This is a genomic window from Blastococcus sp. CT_GayMR19 (assembly GCF_004570385.1).
Lineage (GTDB): Bacteria > Actinomycetota > Actinomycetes > Mycobacteriales > Geodermatophilaceae > Blastococcus_B.
The window spans coordinates 85,413-105,330 of sequence record NZ_SPQL01000015.1 but is presented as its reverse complement, the minus strand read 5'-3'; the positions used below and the strand labels follow the sequence as shown (position 1 = coordinate 105,330).

Annotated in this window: 13 protein-coding genes and 1 pseudogene; 7 read left to right on the top strand and 7 right to left on the bottom strand. The window is 72.8% G+C overall.

Annotated features, from left to right (window positions below):
- Both E4P39_RS18365 and mce read right to left on the bottom strand, forming a co-directional pair.
- Positions 1-258 (bottom strand): annotated as a pseudogene (locus E4P39_RS18365) (crotonyl-CoA carboxylase/reductase); the annotation flags it as partial.
- Between the two features lie 112 nt (positions 259-370).
- Positions 371-844 carry a methylmalonyl-CoA epimerase gene (gene mce, locus E4P39_RS18360; protein ID WP_135138025.1) on the bottom strand — a complete coding sequence of 158 codons (474 nt, stop codon included), beginning with the start codon at positions 842-844 and terminating at the stop codon, positions 371-373.
- 208 nt (positions 845-1,052) lie between these two features.
- On the opposite strand from mce, the gene E4P39_RS18355 reads away from it, so the two are divergent.
- The 7 genes from E4P39_RS18355 (at position 1,053) to E4P39_RS18325 (ending at position 10,969) form a co-directional block, all read left to right on the top strand.
- Positions 1,053-2,240, top strand: a complete 1,188-nt coding sequence (locus E4P39_RS18355; RefSeq protein WP_135138024.1) for an acetyl-CoA C-acetyltransferase — start codon at positions 1,053-1,055, stop codon at positions 2,238-2,240.
- Positions 2,237-3,265, top strand: coding sequence for a methylmalonyl Co-A mutase-associated GTPase MeaB (gene meaB / locus E4P39_RS18350; protein ID WP_135138023.1), 1,029 nt, complete (start codon positions 2,237-2,239; stop codon positions 3,263-3,265). Before E4P39_RS18355 ends, meaB begins: the two co-directional genes overlap by 4 nt.
- 54 nt (positions 3,266-3,319) lie before the next feature.
- On the top strand, positions 3,320-4,816 hold the full coding sequence (locus E4P39_RS18345) for an NAD(P)/FAD-dependent oxidoreductase (RefSeq protein ID WP_135138022.1): 1,497 nt from the start codon (positions 3,320-3,322) through the stop codon (positions 4,814-4,816).
- Positions 4,817-4,835: 19 nt separating this feature from the next.
- Positions 4,836-7,115: a bifunctional diguanylate cyclase/phosphodiesterase gene (locus E4P39_RS18340; protein WP_135138021.1), complete on the top strand. Its 2,280-nt coding sequence runs from the start codon at positions 4,836-4,838 to the stop codon at positions 7,113-7,115.
- Positions 7,116-7,540: 425 nt separating this feature from the next.
- Complete coding sequence (locus tag E4P39_RS18335) at positions 7,541-8,080, top strand: MarR family transcriptional regulator (RefSeq protein ID WP_135138020.1); 540 nt, start codon at positions 7,541-7,543, stop codon at positions 8,078-8,080.
- A gap of 23 nt (positions 8,081-8,103) precedes the next feature.
- Positions 8,104-9,783 carry a methylmalonyl-CoA mutase family protein gene (locus E4P39_RS18330; RefSeq protein ID WP_135138019.1) on the top strand — a complete coding sequence of 560 codons (1,680 nt, stop codon included), beginning with the start codon at positions 8,104-8,106 and terminating at the stop codon, positions 9,781-9,783.
- Positions 9,784-10,006: 223 nt separating this feature from the next.
- The gene (locus E4P39_RS18325; protein WP_245159938.1) at positions 10,007-10,969 is read left to right on the top strand and encodes a tetratricopeptide repeat protein; all 963 of its coding nucleotides are present in this window, start codon (positions 10,007-10,009) and stop codon (positions 10,967-10,969) included.
- 6 nt (positions 10,970-10,975) lie between these two features.
- Here the strand turns inward: E4P39_RS18325 and E4P39_RS18320 are convergent, their stop codons facing one another.
- The 5 genes from E4P39_RS18320 to treS all read right to left on the bottom strand — a co-directional run bounded on the left by E4P39_RS18320 (position 10,976) and on the right by treS (position 19,910).
- Complete coding sequence (locus tag E4P39_RS18320) at positions 10,976-12,358, bottom strand: neutral zinc metallopeptidase (protein WP_135138018.1); 1,383 nt, start codon at positions 12,356-12,358, stop codon at positions 10,976-10,978.
- Between the two features lie 44 nt (positions 12,359-12,402).
- A complete protein-coding gene (locus tag E4P39_RS18315; RefSeq protein WP_135138017.1) occupies positions 12,403-13,803 on the bottom strand; it encodes a hypothetical protein in 1,401 nt (466 codons plus the stop codon).
- Between the two features lie 152 nt (positions 13,804-13,955).
- Positions 13,956-16,622 (bottom strand): 1,4-alpha-glucan branching protein GlgB, encoded by a 2,667-nt coding sequence (gene glgB, locus E4P39_RS18310; RefSeq protein ID WP_135138016.1) that lies wholly within the window; start codon positions 16,620-16,622, stop codon positions 13,956-13,958.
- 76 nt (positions 16,623-16,698) lie between these two features.
- On the bottom strand, positions 16,699-18,075 hold the full coding sequence (locus E4P39_RS18305) for a hypothetical protein (RefSeq protein ID WP_135138015.1): 1,377 nt from the start codon (positions 18,073-18,075) through the stop codon (positions 16,699-16,701).
- The gene (treS, locus tag E4P39_RS18300) at positions 18,072-19,910 is read right to left on the bottom strand and encodes a maltose alpha-D-glucosyltransferase (RefSeq protein WP_135138014.1); all 1,839 of its coding nucleotides are present in this window, start codon (positions 19,908-19,910) and stop codon (positions 18,072-18,074) included. The genes E4P39_RS18305 and treS overlap by 4 nt, the downstream gene beginning before the upstream one ends.
- Positions 19,911-19,918: the final 8 nt, after the last annotated feature.

The window sequence follows — 19,918 nt, the reverse complement described above, 5'->3', positions numbered from 1 at the left end:
GAAGATCGACGTCCAGACGGTGTTGTAGTTCACCGACGAGGCCATCACCGCCACGATCGCCTCACCCGGGCCCAGCTCCGGGGTCGGCACGTCCTGGATGTGCAGCGACTTGTTCGGGTCCTTGTCCTTGGTGGGCAGGCCCTCGAACATGTCCTGCTCGTCCTTGCGGACCACGACGCCGCGGTAGGACTCCGGCACCGCGAGCCCCTGCAGGGCGTCGAGTGAGTCGGCGAGGATGGCGTCCCTGATCTCGTTCACGCGTACTCCCGGGTCGTCGGTGGCTGCGGTGCGGGCGGTGTGGGCGGGGGGAGTGGTTCGGCGGGCCGGATGTTACCGATGAGTAACCGCATGGGCGAGCCAGGCTCGGCGATCAGGGACCCGGGTCACTCGCCGGCTCGACCAGCTCGACCAGGACGCCCCCGGCGTCCTTCGGGTGCACGAAGTTGACGCGGCTGCCCGACGTGCCGCGCCGGGGGGCCTCGTAGAGCAGCCGGAGGCCGCGCTCGCGCAGCGTCGCGCTCACCGCCTCGACGTCGGTCACCCGGAAGGCCAGCTGCTGCAGCCCCGGGCCGGACCGGCCGATGAACTTGGCGATGGTGGATTCGGGGGTCAGCGGCGCCAGCAGCTGGATCCGGGTCTGCCCGTCGCCGACGGCGAGCATCGCCTCGCGGACGCCCTGCTCCTCGTTGGTCTCCTCGTGCACCGAGTGCACGCCGAAGGCCTGCGCGTAGAAGGCGATCGCCTCGTCCAGGTCGGGAACGGCGATGCCGACGTGGTCGATCGTGGTGAACAGCTCGGCGGGCAGGCCCGCGGGCGCGGATTCGGGGGTTCCGGAGGTCGTCACGCGGGCATCTTCCTCGCGCTCGTGCGGCTGCGGAATGTCGGCAGCACACACACCCACCTGGTCGGCGTGACGACGCTCACTCCTCGGTGCCAGTCGGCCGACCGGCGACCTATCCTTGGGAGAAGGCCCGACGCCGCGCCTCTTCGTTGCGCGCGGCGAGCCCGACACTCGCGGCCGCCCCAGCGGGCGGCCCGGCACTGGAGGCAGCATGTCCCGCTCGGTCATCGTCAGCGGCGCCCGTACCCCGATGGGCCGTCTCCTCGGCTCCCTCAAGGACTTCTCCGCGGCCGATCTCGGCGGCGTCGCGATCAAGGCAGCCCTGGAGCGGGCCGGGATCTCCGGCGACCAGGTCGACTACGTGATCATGGGTCAGGTTCTCCAGGCCGGTGCCGGTCAGAACCCGGCCCGTCCCGCGGCGGTCGCCGCGGGCATCCCGATGTCGGTCCCGTCGGTCACGCTGAACAAGGTCTGCCTCTCCGGGATCAACGCGATCGCGCTGGCCGACCAGCTCATCCGCGCCGGCGAGTTCGACGTCGTCGTCGCCGGCGGCATGGAGTCCATGACCCAGGCGCCCCACATCCTGGCCAACTCGCGCACCGGCACGAAGTACGGCGACACGAAGCTGATCGACGCGATGGCGCACGACGGCCTCTCCGACACCTTCGACCAGGTGGCGATGGGCGTGCTCACGGAGCAGTCGAACAGCCGCTACGACCTGACCCGTGAGGAGCAGGACGCGTTCGCCGCCGCCAGCCACCAGCGGGCTGCGGCCGCCGCGAAGAACGGCCTGTTCGACGACGAGATCACCCCGGTCCTCGTCCCGCAGCGCAAGGGCGACCCCATCGAGTTCCGGGACGACGAGGGCATCCGCGCCGACACGACGGCCGACAGCCTCTCCAAGCTCAAGCCCGCGTTCGCCAAGGACGGCACGATCACCGCCGGGACCGCCTCGCAGATCTCCGACGGCGCGTGCGCGGTCGTCGTCATGAGCGCGGCGAAGGCCGCCGAGCTGGGGCTCACCCCGCTGGCCGAGATCGGTGCGCACGGCGTCGTCGCCGGGCCGGACGCCACGCTGCAGACCCAGCCGTCGCGGGCCATCGCGAAGGCCTGCGAGCGCGAGGGCATCGACCCCAAGGACCTCGACCTGGTCGAGCTCAACGAGGCCTTCGCCGCGGTGGGCATCGTCTCGACGCGGGAGCTGGGCATCGACCCGGAGAAGGTCAACGTCAACGGCGGCGCCATCGCGCTGGGCCACCCGATCGGCATGAGCGGGGCCCGCATCGTGCTGCACGCGGCCCTCGAGCTGGGCCGCCGCGGCGGCGGGGTCGCTGCCGCGGCGCTGTGCGGCGGCGGTGGTCAGGGCGACGCCCTGATCCTGCACGTGCCTGCTCGTTGACGGACGTCTCTGGCGGGACCGCCGTCCGGACCGCCGACGGCGCTCCCGGCGGGCGGCGCGGCCGCCGTGCCGCCGACGTCCCGACGCTGGTCGAGCGCGCCCGCGAGGGTGAGGCGCGCTCCGTGGCCCGGCTGATCTCGCTGGTCGAGGACGCGAGCCCGGCGCTGCGCGAGGTCGCGGCGTCGCTCGCGCCACACACCGGGCACGCCCAGGTGCTCGGGCTGACCGGCTCGCCCGGCGTCGGCAAGTCCACGACGACGGCGGCGCTGGTGCGCGCCCTGCGCAAGGACGGCAAGCGGGTCGGCGTGCTGGCCGTCGACCCCTCCTCGCCGTTCTCGGGCGGCGCGCTGCTCGGCGACCGCGTGCGGATGCAGGACCACGCCGGCGATCCCGGCGTCTACATCCGGTCGATGGCCTCCCGTGGGCACCTCGGCGGGCTGGCCTGGTCCACGCCGCAGGCGCTGCGCGTCCTCGACGCCGCCGGGTGCGACGTCGTGCTCATCGAGACCGTCGGCGTCGGTCAGTCCGAGCTCGAGATCGCCTCGCTCGCCGACACCACCCTGGTGCTGGTCGCGCCGGGCATGGGCGACGGCATCCAGGCCGCCAAGGCCGGCATCCTCGAGGTCGCCGACGTATTCGTGGTCAACAAGGCCGACCGCGACGGCGCCGACCAGACCGTGCGGGACCTCCGCTACATGCTCTCCCTCGGCGGGCGGCACTCGGAGGCCGGTCACTGGCGGCCGCCGATCTGCAAGACGGTCGCCTCCCGCGACATCGACAACGGCATGGACGACGTGCTGGCGAAGATCGAGGAGCACCGGGCCTGGCTCGAGTCCTCGGGCGAGGGGCACCGCCGGCGCAGCGAGCGGGCGGCGCGCGAGATCGAGGCCATCGCCCTGGCCAGCCTGCGCGGCCGGATGGGCGACGTGCACGGCTCGGCCGCCCTGGGGTCGCTGGCCGACCGGGTCGTGGCGGGGGAGTCCGACCCCTACCGGGCCGCGGACGAGCTGCTCGACCAGCTCTGAACGGGCAGCCCGCGCCGCGCACCGCGAGGATGGGCGGGTGAACGGGCTACGGCAGTGAACGGCAAGGCGGACGCCGTCGTCGTCGGATCGGGACCGAACGGGCTGGCCGCCGCCCTGCGTCTGTCCGCGGCGGGTCTGCGGGTCCAGGTGGTCGAGCGGGCCGAGCGTCCCGGCGGCGGGATGCGGACCGAGGAGCTGACCCGGCCCGGCTACGCCCACGACGTCTGCTCCACCGTGCAGCCGATGGCCGCGGCCGCGCCGTTCTTCCGCGAGTTCGACCTGCCCAGCCGCGGGGTCCGGCTCGTGCAGCCGGAGGTCTGCTTCGCCCACCCCCTCGACGGCGGCCGCGCCGCGGTGTCCCGGCAGTCCCTCGAGGAGACCGCCGACGGGCTGGGGTCCGACGGGGCGGCCTACCGGCAGCTGTTCGGGCCGCTGGTCGAGCACGGCACCGACGTCGTCGACTTCTTCCTGACCAGCCAGCTGCGCCGTCCGCCGACGCGCAGCGTGCCCGAGGTGCTGAAGTTCGCGCTCACCGGACTGCCCAACGTGCGCTGGCTGGCCCACCGTTACTTCGACACGGAGGAGGGGCAGGCGCTGCTCGCCGGGGCGGCCGCCCACGGGATGCTCGACCTCGCCCGGCCGCTCACCGCGAGTCTCGGGATGATGCTGGGCATGCTGGCCCACCACGTGGGCTGGCCGCTGATCGAGGGTGGGTCGCAGAAGCTCGCCGACGCCATGGTGACCGCGCTCGAGGAGCAGGGCGGCGAGGTCGTGACCGGGCACGAGGTCACCGACCTGCGCGAGTTCGACGGCGTCCCGGCCGTCCTGCTCGACACCACGCCGCGGGCCTTCGTGTCGATGGCCGGCGACCGGGTGCACGAGGGCTACCGCCGCTGGGTGGCCCGGTACAAGCACGGGCCGGGCGTCTTCAAGGTGGACTGGGTGCTGTCGGACCCGGTGCCGTGGACCAATTCCGACGTCCGGCGCTCGGGGACCATCCACCTCGCCGGGACGCTGGAGGAGACCCTCGCCGGAGAGGCGGCGCCCGCGGCCGGCCGGCTCACCGACAAGCCCTACGTGCTCGCGGTCCAGCCCACGGTGCCCGATCCGTCGAGGGCCCCCGACGGCGGGCACATCTTCTGGGCCTACGTGCACGTGCCGCACGGCTCGGACGTCGACATGACCGAGGCGATCGAGAACCAGGTCGAGCGGTTCGCGCCGGGGTTCCGCGACACCGTGGTCGAGCGGGTGACGAAGAACGCCGTCCAGATGGAGCAGTGGAACCCCAACCACGTCGGTGGCGACATCTCCAACGGCGAGGCCTCGTTCACCCAGATGCTCGCGCGGCCCGTGCCCCGGTGGAACACGTACAAGACGCCGATCCGCGGCACCTACCTCGCGTCCGCCGCCACGCCCCCGGGTCCCGCCGTGCACGGACAGTGCGGGGACAACGCCGCTCGGGTGGCCCTGCGCGAGGTGTTCGGCATCCGGCACACGCCCCGATTGCGTTCCGCGCGGGGTCGGAGCGCGGCGGTCTCGTTTCGTCCGTAATCCCGTGTCAGAGTGAGGCGTGGAGCCCGAGCGGAGTGCCCCGGGCCTCCGGTCCTCGCTCCCCGCGCGCGTCCTCCTGGCCCTGCTGGTCCTCGAGGTGGTCGCCTTCACCGCCTCCACCGTTCCCGGCGTGCGCTCCTCCGGCGGGTTCGATCCGCTGCTCGACGGGTGGCTGCAGGGCGCGGGCTACGTCACGGCGGCCGCGCTCGCGGTCCTGCGGCCGCTCGGGTCGCCGGTGTACCGCGCCATCTGGGCGTGGCTCGCCGCGGCCGTCGTGGCCCGCGCGCTCGGCTTCGTGTTCTTCCTCGCGATCGTCCGGTGGCAGGAGTCGCCGCCCTACCCCTCCGTGGCCGACGGCGCGTGGCTGGCGATGTACCTGCTCATGCTCGTCGGGCTGGTCGGCCTGGCCCGGCGGCGCACCCGGACGCGCCGGCTGTCCCTGACCCTGCTGCTCGACGGCGCGGTGGGGGCGCTGGCGGCCGCGGCCCTCGTCGTCGCGCTGCTCTACGGCGCCGTGCTGTCGCTCACCGGACCGGGGACGCCGGTGGCCGCCGTCGTGGTCAACCTGGCCTATCCCGTCCTGGACCTGGCGCTGCTGGTCGTGGTCATCGGGCTGCTGATGATCCTCGAGTGGCGCGGGCCGCCGGCGGTGCTGGCCCTGGGCGTGGGAATCGTCGGGTTCGCGGTCGTCGACTGCGTCTTCGTCTACCAGTCGGCGACGGGCACCTTCCGCCCCGGGACGCTCCTCTCGTCGGCGTCCCTCGCCCTGATGGCCCTGGTCGCGGTCGCCGGCTGGCTGCCCGGCAGCGCCCGTGAGCCCCGCCGGGACCCGCTGCCCAACGTGGTGCTGCCCGGCGTGTTCGCCCTGGTCTGCCTGGGGCTGCTGATCTTCGGCACCCAGGTGGCCGTCCCCGGGCTGGGCATCGGGCTCGCGGGCGCGGGAGTGGCGGTGGCGCTCGCGCGGACCGGTCTGTCCTTCCGCACCGTCCGTGCCCTGGCCGAGCACCGGCGCGAGGCGAGGACCGACGAGCTCACCGGCCTGGCGAACCGGCGGGCCTTCAACGAGGCGCTCGCGCGGGCGGCCGACGCGCGCACCGGTGACCGGGGCCTCGCGGTCCTCGTCGTGGACCTCGACGACTTCAAGGACGTCAACGACACCCTCGGCCACCACTACGGCGACGAGCTCCTGCGTCTCGTGGCCCCGCGCCTGCGGCAGGCGGTCCGGAGCGACGACGTCGTGGCGCGGATCGGGGGCGACGAGTTCGCCGTCCTGCTGCCGGGTGCCGACGCCTCCCGGGCGGCCCAGGTCGCCGACCGTCTGCGGGGCGGCTTCCGCCGGCCCTTCAAGCTCGGGCCGCGGGCGCAGACGATCTCCGCCAGCGTGGGCATCGCCGTGGCACCGGAGGACGGCCAGGAACCGGTCGAGCTGCTCCAGCACGCGGACCTGGCCATGTACGAGGCGAAGACGAGCCGGACCGGGCAGGCGCGGTACCGGCAGGCCATGCACGCCTCCGGACGCCGGCAGGAGACCACCGAGCGGCTGCGCCGCGCGATCCGGGCCGGCGAGCTCGTCCTGCACTACCAGCCGCAGGTCTCCCTCCGGACCGGGGCCGTGGTGGGCGTCGAGGCGCTGGTCCGATGGCAGCACCCGGAGGCGGGCCTCCTCCTGCCCGGCGCCTTCCTGCCCCAGGCCGAGAGCGGCGGGCTCATGCCCATGTTCACCCGCGCGGTCCTGGAGCAGGCGGTCCAGCAGGGCACCCGGTGGCATGCCCAGGGGACGGCGGTGACGGTGGCGGTGAACCTCTCGGTGACCAACCTCCTGGACCCGCAGTTCCCGGGCCAGGTGATCGGCCTGCTGGCGGACGCGGGGTTGCCGGGGCACGCGCTGGAGCTCGAGCTGACCGAGGACCTCTTCATGGCCGATCCGCCCCGGGCCCGCACCGCCGTCCGGGCGCTGCTCGACGCCGGGGTCTCTCTCGTGATCGACGACTACGGCACCGGCTACTCGTCCCTGGGTTACCTGCGGGACCTGCGCGACATCCGCGGACTGAAGCTGGACCGGTCCTTCGTGACCCACATGGACGCCGACCACCGCGCCGAGGCGATCGTCGAGTCCACGGTGAATCTGGCGCACTCGCTGGGGATGGCGGTCGTGGCCGAGGGGGTCGAGACCGCGCCGGTCCGGGACCGGCTGGCGGCGTTCGGCTGCGAGCTGGCCCAGGGATTCCTGTTCTCCCCAGCCGTCCCCGCCGACGAGGTCACCTTCGGCGTCCTGGACCTCGCCCGCCCCTGCCACTGACCCGTGTCTGTCGGCACGTCGAGATCCGGACCAGGCCGGCGTAGGGGTGGGTGGATGCCGGCCTCACGCGGATCTCGGTGGGTAGAGCGCCTCGGCGAGGCGGGCGAGGAGACGCACTCGACGGGGTCGTCCGGCCCGGCGAGATCCACACCCCAGAGGACGGCGGCACTCCGGCCGCAGGCGACCGCGCCCGGGAACAGCACCTCCGTGACGGAGAGGGTTCGCAGTTCATGCGTCATCGGGAGCGTTGCGCAGGCGTTGGCGTCCGCGGCCGAGCCCCGGAACACCCGGCCCACGAGGTCGGGCGGCCTGGTGGGCGGTGGGGACGAGGTGCCCGCCGAGATCCGGATGGAGCCGGTGTCCCGGCCGGGTGATACCGGTCGCATCTGGATCTCGGGGGAGGAGGGGCCGGTAGCGTCGTCGCCATGGTCCGTCCGCTGGGGCTGCCCTTCGACCCGATCGAGCGCGCAGGGCAGTCCTGGGAGCAGCACTTCGGCCCCGCGGCGGCGATGCGCGCGGCGACGTCGGTCTTCCGGGTGCAGCAGATCCTGCTCGCCCGCTTCGACGAGGCGCTCCGGCCGCACGACCTCACCTTCGCCCGCTACGAGGTGCTCGTCCTGCTCACGTTCAGCCGCACCGGCGAGCTCCCGCTGAAGGTCATCGGCAGCCGGCTGATGGTGCACCCGACCAGCGTCACGAACGCGATCGACCGGCTCGTGGCCGCCGGTTTCGTGCAGCGCCGGCCGAACCCGGCCGACGGGCGCGGCGTGCTGGCGGCCATCACCGACGCCGGCCGCGCGGTGGTCGACAAGGCGACGACGGCGCTGACCGGCATGGACTTCGGGCTGGCCGACGTGCCGGCCGACGAGCTGACCTCGCTGTTCGACGTCCTCCGCCGGGTGCGGCTCGGCGCGGGGGACGTCGCCGGCGTGCCCTCGCCTCCGTCGGACGTCGACGAAAGATAGTTGGACGTCCTACTATCTTGGGCATGGGCGACGACGCACGGCAGCGGTGGCAGCAGCGGTACGACGCGGCACTGGCCGCCGGCAAGGTCCGGGACGCCGACTTCACCACGCTGTCCGGGGTCGAGGTGGACCCGGTCTACGGGCCCGCCGACGAGTCCGCCGTTCCCGGTTTCGAGCGGATCGGCTACCCGGGTGAGTTCCCGTTCACCCGCGGGCTGCACGCCACCGGCTACCGCGGCCGGGCCTGGACCATCCGGCAGTTCGCCGGCTTCGGCAACGCCCAGCAGACCAACGAGCGCTACCGGATGATCCTCGCCGAGGGCGGTGGCGGTCTCTCCGTGGCCTTCGACATGCCGACCCTCATGGGCTACGACTCCGACGACCCGCGGTCCCTCGGGGAGGTCGGCCACTGCGGCGTAGCGATCGACACCGCCACCGACATGGACGTGCTGTTCGACCAGATCCCGCTCGGCGACACCACGACGTCGATGACGATCAGCGGCCCCGCCGTCCCCGTGTTCTGCATGTACCTCGTCGCCGCGGAGCGCCAGGGCGTCGACCTCGGCGTCCTCAACGGCACCCTGCAGACCGACATCTTCAAGGAGTACATCGCGCAGAAGGAGTGGCTCTTCGCGCCCGAGCCGCACCTGCGCCTGATCGGCGACCTCATGGAGTACTGCGCCGAGAACATCCCGGCCTACAAGCCGATCAGCGTCTCCGGGTACCACATCCGCGAGGCCGGCTCGACCGCCGCGCAGGAGCTGGCCTACACGCTGGCCGACGGCTTCGCCTACGTCGAGCTGGGCCTCTCCCGCGGACTGGACATCGAGCAGTTCGCGCCGGGCCTGTCGTTCTTCTTCGACGCCCACCTCGACTTCTTCGAGGAGATCGCCAAGTTCCGCGCCGCGCGCCGGATCTGGGCCCGCTGGCTGCGCGACGTCTACGGCGCGACGACGGAGAAGGCCCAGCAGCTGCGCTTCCACACGCAGACCGCCGGCGTCTCCCTGACGGCCCAGCAGCCGGACAACAACATCACCCGGACGGCGGTGGAGGCACTGTCGGCGATCCTCGGGGGCACCCAGTCGCTGCACACCAACGCCCTCGACGAGGTGCTCGCCCTGCCCAGCGCCAAGGCCGCGCAGATCGCGCTGCGCACGCAGCAGGTGATCATGGAGGAGACGGGGGTCATGAACGTGGCCGACCCGCTCGGCGGCTCCTGGTACGTCGAGGCGCTCACCGACGACATCGAGCGACAGGCGGAGGAGATCTTCGCCCGCATCAAGGACATGAGCAGCGACGGCACGATGACCGCCGGCATCCTGCGCGGCATCGAGGACGGCTGGTTCACCGGCGAGATCGCCGAGGCGGCGTTCGTGTACCAGCGGGCGCTGGAGAAGGGCGACAAGAAGGTCGTCGGCGTCAACACCCTGGTCGGCTCCGTGGACGCCCACGACACGCTCGACATCCTCCGGGTGAGCCACCAGGTGGAGATCGACCAGAAGGCCGAGCTGACCGCCCGCCGGCAGACCCGGGACGACGTCGCCGCCCGCGCCGCCGTCGCCCGGATGGTCGAGGTGGGCCGCACGGAGGCCAACATGATCCCGGCGATGCTGGACGCCGTCCGCGCGGAGGCGACCCTCGGGGAGATCTGCGGCGCCCTGCGCGCCGAATGGGGCGGCTACACCGAGCCCGCCCGGTTCTAGCGGACCGGCCGAGCGGGGGCCGGAGGCTCCCCGAGGCCGGGTCGCGAAGGCCGCGCTGCACGGCCGGGGACGGCACCAGGTCGCGGTACGAGAGATGAGCCGCCACGCGAGGGTCGTCCGTGGGGCGGGGCCGGAGGCTCCCCACGCGGGACGACGGAGGGGCTCCATGCAGGTGGGGACGCCCCCTGGCCGCGGTCGGAGCGCGGAGCGCGACAATGTGGACATGACTCGTCCTGGACGTCCCGACCCGCGGGCTCAGGCCCAGCAGGCCCAGATGGCCGCCGCGATGGCCGGCGCCGTCGACCTCGCCGCCGTGAAGGCCCGCAACGAGGCCGCCGCCCGCGCACAGTCCGCGCCGCCGCCGAGCGCGGCGGCCCCGGCGGGCGCGGCGGGCTCGGCCGTCGTCGACGTCACGGAGGCGACCTTCCAGGCCGAGGTGCTCGACCGCTCGTTCCAGGTGCCGGTCGTCCTCGACCTGTGGGCCGAGTGGTGCGGCCCGTGCAAGCAGCTGTCCCCTGTGCTCGAGCGCCTCGCCGAGGAGGGCGGCGGCTCGTGGGTCCTGGCCAAGGTCGACGTCGACACCAACCCGACGCTGGCGCAGGGGCTGCGCGTCCAGGGCATCCCCGCGGTGAAGGCGGTCTGGCAGGGCCAGCTCGTGGCCGAGTTCAACGGCGCCATCCCCGAGGAGCAGGCCCGGCAGTTCGTCACCGAGCTGGTGAACGCGACCACCGGGGGAGCGGTGCCGGGCGCGGCACCCGAGGACGCCGACGTCGCCGAGGACCCCCGCCTGGACGCGGCCGAGGCGGCACTGGAGCGCGGTGACCTGGCGGCGGCCGAGGCGGCCTACCGGGCGATCCTCGACGCCGAGCCCGACCACCCGGAGGCGGGGCTGGCCCTGCGCCAGGTGCAGCTGTTCCGCCGGGCCGAGGAGTCCGGGCCGGACGCGCTGGCGCTGGCCGACGCCGCGCCCGACGACGTGCCCGCCCAGACCCGCGCGGCGGACTTCCTGCTCGGCACCGGCAACGTGGAGGCGGCCTTCGACCGGCTGCTCGACGTCGTCCGGCGCTCGGCGGGTGAGGACCGGGACCTGGCCCGCCGGCACCTGGTCGAGCTGTTCGCCGTCGTCGGGGACGACGACCCCCGCGTCGGCACGGCCCGCCGGCAGCTCACCGCCGCGCTCTTCTGAGCGCGGTCAGGCGCCGACGTCGCAGGCCGCCAGCCCCCGGAGGAAGCCGGCGCGGAACAGGTCGACCTGCTGGAAGCCGCTCAGGTCGACGTCCGGGATGACGTCCGGGTCATTGCCGTACGTCAGGAGGAACCGGACGCTCTCGTCGAGGTCGCCGGGCGAGATCTCGATCCCCGCCTGGCCGTTGTAGACCCGCGCGGCGTACCAGCCGGTCAGGCACAGCGCCGAGCGCACCGCCTCCTCGTCGTCGGTGGAGAGGCCCAGCTGGTCCCGGACGGACAGGCTGTAGGGGATGGCGATGGCGGTGGCCACCGCGAAGTCGCCGAGCTCGTAAGCCGGCCCCCCGAGGTCGGCCTCGTCGAAGGCGACGATCCCCTCGTCCGGGCAGACGACGAGCTCCCGATCGGGGTCGGGGGCGCAGTCGGGCGCCCGGCGGTCGAACGGCTCGATCTGCGGGGCCCGGAACCGCTCGCCGAACACGTCGCTGAAGGCCTGCTCCCACACGGTGGGCAGGGAGTCGTCGACGAGCTCGAGCAGCTTGGGGTAGCTGGCGTTGCCGCCGGTGGCGAGGTCGTCGTCCCGGGTGAACTCGCCCTGCGTGAAGACGCGCTCGGGGCCGAACTCGTCCCGGCAGGCCTCCGGGCCGCCGTCGAACCCGTCCTGGAAGCCCGAGACCCGGTCGAAGTAGGACCCGTGGGCCGACTCGGCGGCGCTGCTGGTGCCCACGGGGTCGCGGAGCAGGAAGTACCCGCGCAGCAGGTCGTCGAGCTCCGCGTCGCGCAGCCGCGAGTGCTCGGCCTCGCCCGCCGCCACCCAGGCGGTCCAGGCGCCGGCGAGACAGTCGGCCTGCGTCTCGATCGTGATCGACCGGTCGGGCAACCCGACGCGCGCCTGGACGGCGTGCCCGAACTCGTGCGCCATCACCATGGCGGGGAGGAAGCGGCCATGGTCGGCCGCCAGCTCGCCCAGGAAGGCGCGGTCGTAGGTGATGGCATCGGAGTTGGGCGCCTGGGGGGCCTGGCAGTAGAAGGCGTTGTTCTCGGCCTCCCGGGGATCGGCGCCGCACCCCACTCCCTGCGGGTAGATCCGGGGGTCGATGTCGCCGGGGTCGACGCTGAAGTAGCCCCCCTGCAGCGGCTGGAACTCCTGCCCGAAGACGTCGGGGAACCGATCGGCCCAGAAGGTCTCCAGATCGGCGAGGGCGTTGCGGGCCTGCTCGTCCACGCTGCCCTCGACGGCGCCGATGACGGTGACCTCACCCGGGGCGGCGCGCTGCGGGACCTGCGCGCTGGGCCGTCCGACGACCACCGAGACGCACCCGCTCACGCCCAGCAGACCGGCGAGGGAGGCCGTGGCGAGGGCCACCCGGGTGGTGCGGGAACGGTGCACCCCTCGTGCATCGCCCCGCGGCGGCGCCCCCAAACGCGACCGGGTCAGAGACCGAGGTCGCACGACTCCCCGCCCTCCAGGAAGCCGAGCCGGAACGACCCGACCAGCTCGAAGCCGGTCGCCGGCACGTCGGGGAAGATCCGGTCCTCGACCCCGTGGGTGAGCAGGAACTGCACCGCCTCGTCGACGTCCCCGGGGCTCAGCCGGATCGAGAGGGTGTCGTCGAATGCCCCGGCGTACCACTGCGCGGTGTACCAGCCGGTGAGGCACACCGCCGACCGCGTGGCCGCGCCGTCGTCGGTGGAGAGCCCGGCCTGCGCCCGCGCCGCCAGGGCGTAGGGCAGCGACAGCGCGGTCGCGACGGCGAAGTCGCCCACTTCGTCGTGCACCGGCCGGGTCAGCTCCGTCTCGTCGAAGTAGACCGTCGCGTCGGGCGCGCAGAACCCGAGATCCCGGTTCTCGCTGCCGAGCGGGCCGCACCCGGGGGCGGTCGCGTCGAACGCCTCCACGGCGGGGGGGTCGAAGTCCGCGTCGAGGAACTCGGCGAACACCGCCTCCCAGAAGGCGGGCAGGGTCTGGCCGACCCATTCGACGATGTCGTCGTAGGGCGCGTTGCCCTCACTGGCCCTCTCGGTCGGGTCGAACGGGGCCTGGGTGAACAGCCGGTCCTCGCCGAAGCCGTCGCGGCAGGGCGGGATCCCGCCGTCGAAACCCTCGTAGAACGCCGACACCCGGTCGAAGTAGGAGCCGTGCGCCGTCCCGCCCTCGGGATCGCTCCCGACGTCGTCGCGCAGCAGCAGGAACCCCCGGAGGACGTCGTCCAGTTCCGGGGTGCGGATGGAGAGGTGCTCGGCCTCGCCCGCCGCGACCCAGGCCGTCCACGCGCCTGCGAGGCAGTCGGCCTGGGTCTCGTCCTGGATGCTGCGGCCGGAGGCGGCGAACCCGAACCGGCTCTGCATGGCGTGGGCGAACTCGTGCGCCATCACCACCGGCACCAGGAACCGGCCGTAGTCGCCGGCGAGGTCCTCGAGCAGGGCGCGGTCGAAGGCGATGAGGTCGCAGGCCGGGTCGTAGAGGGCGTTGCTCGCCACGGAGTCCGGCGTGTTCGGCGACTCCTCGCAGCCGATGCCGGTCTCGGGGTAGGCGCTCTCGTCGAGCGCCTCGGAGTCCACCGAGAAGTACCCGCCCTCGAGGGGGGTGTAGTCCTCGCCGAAGTGCTCCGGATAGGCCGAGGACCAGAAGGTCTCGATGTCGGCGAGTGCGTTCCGGGCGACCTGGTCGATGGGCTCGTCCCCGGCCCCGGTGATCGGGAAGGCGTCGGCCGGCACGTCCACGGGCCCGCCCGGCCCCGGCGACCCCACCCCGGCCACGGCCTTCGCGGAGCAGCCGGTGAGCAGGACGGCCGCCAGCGCCAGCGGCAGCGCACGGTGCCGGAACTGTCTCATCGGGGCTCGGTCCCCTCGTCCGGGTGGCGGCCCGGCGCGGGGAGCGGGCGGCCGACGGTGTCGTGCGCAGGCCAGGATGCCCGCTCCGCCGAGCGCGGGCATCCGGCGCACCGGCGGCTCCCGTCCGGGAGCCGCCCGTGCAACCGGTCGGGTCAGCCCTCGTGCAGGAACCAGACGGTGCCCAGCGGGGGAGCGGCCACGGTCGCCGAGTACGGCTGCCCGTGCCACGGCTCCGCGACCGCCTCGATGCCGCCGAGATTGCCGACCCCGGAGCCGCCGTACCCCTCGGCGTCGGAGTTGAGCACCTCGCGCCAGTAGCCCCCGCGGGGCAGCCCGATGCGGTATCCGTGGTGCGGCGAGCCGGAGAAGTTCACCACGCAGGCCAGCGCCGACCCCTGCGTACTGCCCTCCTCGGTCCCGGCATCGCCGTCCACCTCCCCGGGAACCGCACCCGCGGGCGCCGGCGGGACCCCGTACCGCAGGAAGGACAGCACGTTGCCCGAGGCGTCGTTCGCGTCGATCCACTGGAACCCGCGCGGATCGACGTCCAGCGACCAGAGCGCGTCGAGCTCCTTGTAGCGGGCGTTGAGGTCGGTCACCAGCTGCAGGACCCCGCGGTGCGCGGGGTCGTCGAGGTGCCACCAGTCCAGCGAGCGGCTCTCGGCCCACTCGGCGTCCTGGGCGAACTCCGACCCCATGAACAGCAGCTGCTTGCCCGGGTGGGCCCACATGTAGGCCAGGTAGGCACGCAGGTTGGCCAGCTGCTGCCAGCGGTCGCCGGGCATCTTCCGCAGCATGGAGCCCTTGCCGTAGACGACCTCGTCGTGGCTGATCGGCAGCACGTAGTTCTCGGAGTAGGCGTAGATCATCGAGAACGTCAGCTGGCCGTGGTGGTAGCTGCGGTGCACCGGCTGCTTGGACATGTAGGCCAGGGAGTCGTGCATCCAGCCCATGTTCCACTTGAACCCGAAGCCCAGGCCGCCCAGGTGCGTCGGGCGGGTCACGCCCGGCCAGGCGGTCGACTCCTCGGCGATCGTCACCACACCGGGGACCTCGCGGTAGACCGTCGCGTTCATCTCCTGCAGGAACGCGACCGCCTCGAGGTTCTCCCGGCCGCCGTGGATGTTGGGCGCCCAGTCCTCGCGCGAGTAGTCGAGGTAGAGCATCGAGGCCACCGCGTCGACGCGGAGACCGTCGACGTGGAACTCCTTGGCCCAGTAGAGGGCGTTGGCGACCAGGAAGTTGCGCACCTCGGGACGACCGAAGTCGAAGACGTAGGTGCCCCAGTCCAGCTGCTCGCCCCGGCGCGGGTCGGCGTGCTCGTAGAGCGGGGTGCCGTCGAAGCGCGCCAGCGCCCACTCGTCCTTGGGGAAGTGCGCCGGCACCCAGTCGACGATCACGCCGATCCCGGCCTGGTGGGCGCGGTCGATCAGGTACCGGAGGTCGTCGGGACTGCCGAAGCGCGACGTCGGGGCGTAGTAGGAGGTGACCTGGTACCCCCAGGAGCCACCGAACGGGTGCTCGGCCAGCGGCATGAACTCGATGTGGGTGAAGCCGGCGGACACCACGTAGTCGACGAGCTCGTCGGCCATGTCGCGGTAGGACAGTCCCTGGCGCCAGGAGCCTGCGTGCACTTCGTAGGTGCTGACCGGCCGCTCGTGCCAGTTGCCGGCGGCCCGGTCGGACAGCCACTCGTCGTCGCCCCAGGTGTAGGTCGACTCGGTGACGACGGACGCGTTCAGCGGCGGCACCTCGGTGGCGAAGGCCAGCGGGTCGGACTTCTCCCGCCACGCGCCGTCGGCACCCAGCACGTGGTAGCGGTACCGGCTGCCCGCCTGGGCACCCGGGATGAAGATCTCCCACACCCCGGAGGACCCCAGCGAACGCATCGGGTAGGCGCGGGCCTGCCAGTAGTCGAAGTCGCCGGTCACCTTCACGCCGCGGGCGTTCGGCGCCCAGACGGCGAACGAGACGCCCTCCACGGTGCCCCGTGGCGTGTCGTAGCGCCGGACGTGGGCGCCCAGCACCTCCCACAGCCGCTCGTGGCGGCCCTCCCGGATCAGGTGCTCGTCCAGCTGCCCGACCGTCGGCATCCAGCGGTACGGGTCGTCGACCGTGTACGCGGCCGTCCCGCCGTCACCGTCGCCGTAGGTGACCTCGATGCGGTAGTCGCCGGGCTGCTGGGGGAGCTGCGCCCCGTAGATGCCGCCGTCGTGCAGTTGGCGTGCCTCGTACCGCGTGCCGTCCTGGTCGAGGACGGCGACCGACACGGCGTCGGGCCGCAGCGTGCGCACCACCCAGCCGTCGCTCGCCCGGTGGGCGCCGAGGACTCCGTGCGGATCGTGCGACCAGCCCTCCACGACCGCGCTGAGGTCCTCCCCGGTGATCTGGCGAGGAGGGGCCGCCGACGACGCCTCGCCGGCCAGGCCGCCCTCCTGGCCTCCGCTGCGCAGCGGTGCGCCCGTGAGGTCGCCCGGTTCGGCGATCGGCGCCGGCGCCACCACCGGCTCGGCGGTCGCCGACGCCCGTTTGGCGGGCGCCCGCTTGGCCGCCGGGGCCTTCTTGGCCGCGGGGGCCTTCTTCGCCGCAGGGGCCTTCTTGGCTGCGGGGGCCTTCTTGACCGCGGGGGCCTTCTTGGCTGCGCCCGCCGTCGCGGGGGCCGCCTTCTTCGCCGTCCGCTTCGCCGCCGTCGCCGGTGGCGCGTTCACGACGGGTTCGCTGCCGGCCGCCGCTTCCGCCCGGGCGGTCTTCTCCTCCACGGCGCGCTGGAGCTCGTCCTTGTCGGCCACCGGGGGCTCGCCTCGGTCGTCGGTCGTCATCGTGTCGCCGTCCTCTGGGTGCCATGCCTCTGGATGCCGTGGTCTCGGTCGTAGCGCGTCGGGCGGGCCACCCGCGTCAGCCCTGGCCGGTCAGCCGGGACAGCGAGGTGAGCGGGATCATCAGCCAGTGCGGTCGGTTGCGTGCCTCGTACACGCACTCGTAAACCGCCTTGTCGGCTTCGAACGCCCGAAGGAGTGGTGATCCCCCGCACGGGTCGAGCCCGCTCGCGTGCGAGTAACCGGCGCAGAACGCCGCGCGGTTGCGCTCCGCCCACTCCTGCGCGCGGTAGGCCCGCTGGGAGTCCTCGGGCTGCTCGACCAGCATGTGCCGGGCCGCGTAGTCGAAGCTGCGCAACATCCCCGCGATGTCGCGGAACGGGCTGTCCAGCTCGCGGCGCTCCGCCAGTGGCCGTGCGGGCTCGCCCTCGAAGTCGAGCACGATCCAGCCGGTCGTCGTCCGCAGCACCTGGCCGAGGTGCAGGTCGCCGTGCACCCGCTGGCGCACCGTCGGCTCCGTGCTGGAGGCGACCTCGGCGTACAGCGCCCGGATCGCGTCGGCGTGCCCGGCGAGCTGGGGGACGACCTCGAGGGCGGCGTCCAGCCGGGCGGTCATCTGCTCGGCGAGGGTGCCGTACCAGCCCGCGTCGGCCGGCTCGGTGGGCAGCACCTTCGCCATGTCGGCGTGCACCGAGGCCGTCGCCGCCCCCAGCCGCTCGCTCTCGGCGGCGAAGTCGCCCCCCACCTCGTCGGCGTGCAGGTCGCCTTCGGCGTAGAGGTCGCGCACGCTGGCCGTGGCCAGTCGCCAGCCGTCGCTCGCGTTGGTCACGAACGTCTGCAGCATCGCCACCGTCGCCGGCGGAGCGCCGGGATCGGCCGGGTCGTCGATCTCGATGTGCCCGAGCAGGGGCGCGATGTGCGGGTTGTCCGCCCGACGCAGGGCGTCGTGCACCTCGACGTCGGGATTGAGGCCCGGCTCCAGCCGGCGGAACAGCTTGAGGATCGCTTCCGACCCGTAGATCAGCGAGGTGTTGCTCTGCTCGCCGGAGACCATGTCGCCGGGCAGTCCCTCCGGGATGTAGGCCACCCCGGCCGGGTGGAAGTGCATCGGCCCGATCGTCGAGGCGTTCACCAGGTGGATGAGCCACGGTGCCGTCGCGTCGCGGTCCCGCATCGCGTCGTAGGCGTAGGTCTCGCCGCCCTTGGCCGGTACCGCACCGACGAAGGCCGAGGCCAGTTCGTCCGACGGGTGGTCGCGCCAGGACAGCGGGACGAGGTAGGTCTCGCGGCCGCCGTCGGCGTAGGTGACCCGCACCCGGTGCACCGACAGCACCGGGTTGGCCTGGTCGAGGAGGAAGCCGTCCTCGGTGACGTCGGCCCACTCCCGGCCCTTGCTGCCGAACCAGCGCTGGTGCGGCATCCACTCGCGCAGCAGGTCGATGAGGGCGGGGTTCATCGGGAGACCTCCGGACCGTCGCTGCCCAGGCCGTGCGGTCCCGTCGTCTCCGGGGTGGCGCTGACCACGCCCGCGGCCAGGAGCGAGTCGGCCACGGAGCTGGAGGTGGCGCTCTCCCAGTCCTCGTGGTCGTCGGGCACCGGCTCGGTCGGCTTGGACAGCTCGAACCAGTAGAAGCCGTGCCCGGCCAGGGTGAGCATGTACGGGAGGACGCCGATCTGCGGGAACTCGACGCGGCCGGTCAGCTCGATCGGCGTGTAGCCCTCGAACTGGCGCAGGTCGAGCTCCACCGGCTGTGGGAACCGCGACAGGTTGTTCACGCAGAGCACGACGTCGTCCCCGAAGCGGCGGACGAACGACAGGACCGTCGGGTTGCGGGAGCCGACCTCCTCGAAGGTGCCGAGGCCGAACGTCGGGTGCTGGTTGCGGACGCGGATCATCCGGCGGACCCACTGCAGCAGCGAGTTGGTGTTGCGCAGCTGGGACTCGACGTTGGTGACCTGGTAGCCGTAGACCGGGTCCTGGTTCAGCGGCAGGTACATCCGCTGCGGGTCCGCGGTGGAGAAGCCGCCGTTGCGGTCCGGCGTCCACTGCATCGGCGTCCGGACGCCGTCGCGGTCACCGAGCCAGATGTTGTCGCCCATGCCGATCTCGTCGCCGTAGTAGAGGACCGGCGAGCCGGGGAGGCTCAGAAGCAGCGCGTTGAACAGCTCCAGGGTGTTGACGTCGTTGTCCAGCAGCGGGGCCAGCCGGCGGCGGATGCCGATGTTGGCCTTCATGCGGGGGTCCTTCGCGTACTCCCCCCACATGTAGTCGCGTTCCTCGTCGGTGACCATCTCGAGGGTCAGCTCGTCGTGGTTGCGGAGGAAGACGCCCCACTGGCAGTTGTCGGGGATCGCCGGCGTCTGGGCCATGATCTCCGAGATCGGGAACCGCTGTTCCCGGCGCACGGCCATGAACAGGCGCGGCATCACCGGGAAGTGGAACGCCATCTGGCACTCGTCGCCGTTCTCGCCGAAGTACTCGACGACGTCGGCCGGCCACTGGTTGGCCTCGCACAGCAGGACGACGTCCGGGTAGTCGGCATCGACCACCTTGCGCACGTGCTTCAGGAACTCGTGGGTCTTCGGCAGGTTCTCGCAGTTGGTCCCCTCCTCCTCGAACAGGTAGGGGACGGCGTCGAGGCGGAAGCCGTCGATGCCCAGGTCCAGCCAGAACCGCAGCGCATCGATGATCGCCTCCTGCACGGCCGGGTTCTCGAAGTTGAGGTCCGGCTGGTGGGAGAAGAAGCGGTGCCAGAAGTACTGCTTGCGGACCGGGTCGAACGTCCAGTTGGAGCTCTCGGTGTCGACGAAGATGATCCGGGCGTCGGGGTACCCGCTGTCGTCGTCGGCCCAGACGTAGAAGTCGCCGTACGGACCGTCCGGGTCGCTGCGGCTGGCCTGGAACCAGGGGTGCTGGTCCGAGGTGTGGTTCATGACGAAGTCGATGATCACGCGCATGCCCCGCGCGTGGGCCTCGTCCATGAACTCGTGGAAGTCCTGGATGTCGCCGAACTCCGGGAGGACGGCGGTGTAGTCGCTGACGTCGTACCCGCCGTCGCGCAGCGGCGAGGCGAAGAAGGGCGGCAGCCACAGGCAGTCGACGCCGAGCCACTGGAGGTAGTCCAGCTTGTCGATCATGCCGCGCAGGTCGCCCACGCCGTCGGCGTTGCTGTCGGCGAAGCCGCGGACGAGGACCTCGTAGAAGACAGCCCGCTTGTACCACTCGGGGTCGGTGCCCTTCGGCGGCAGCGTGGAGCGGCTGGCGGGGGAGTCGGGGACGGGAACGGTCATCGGTACGA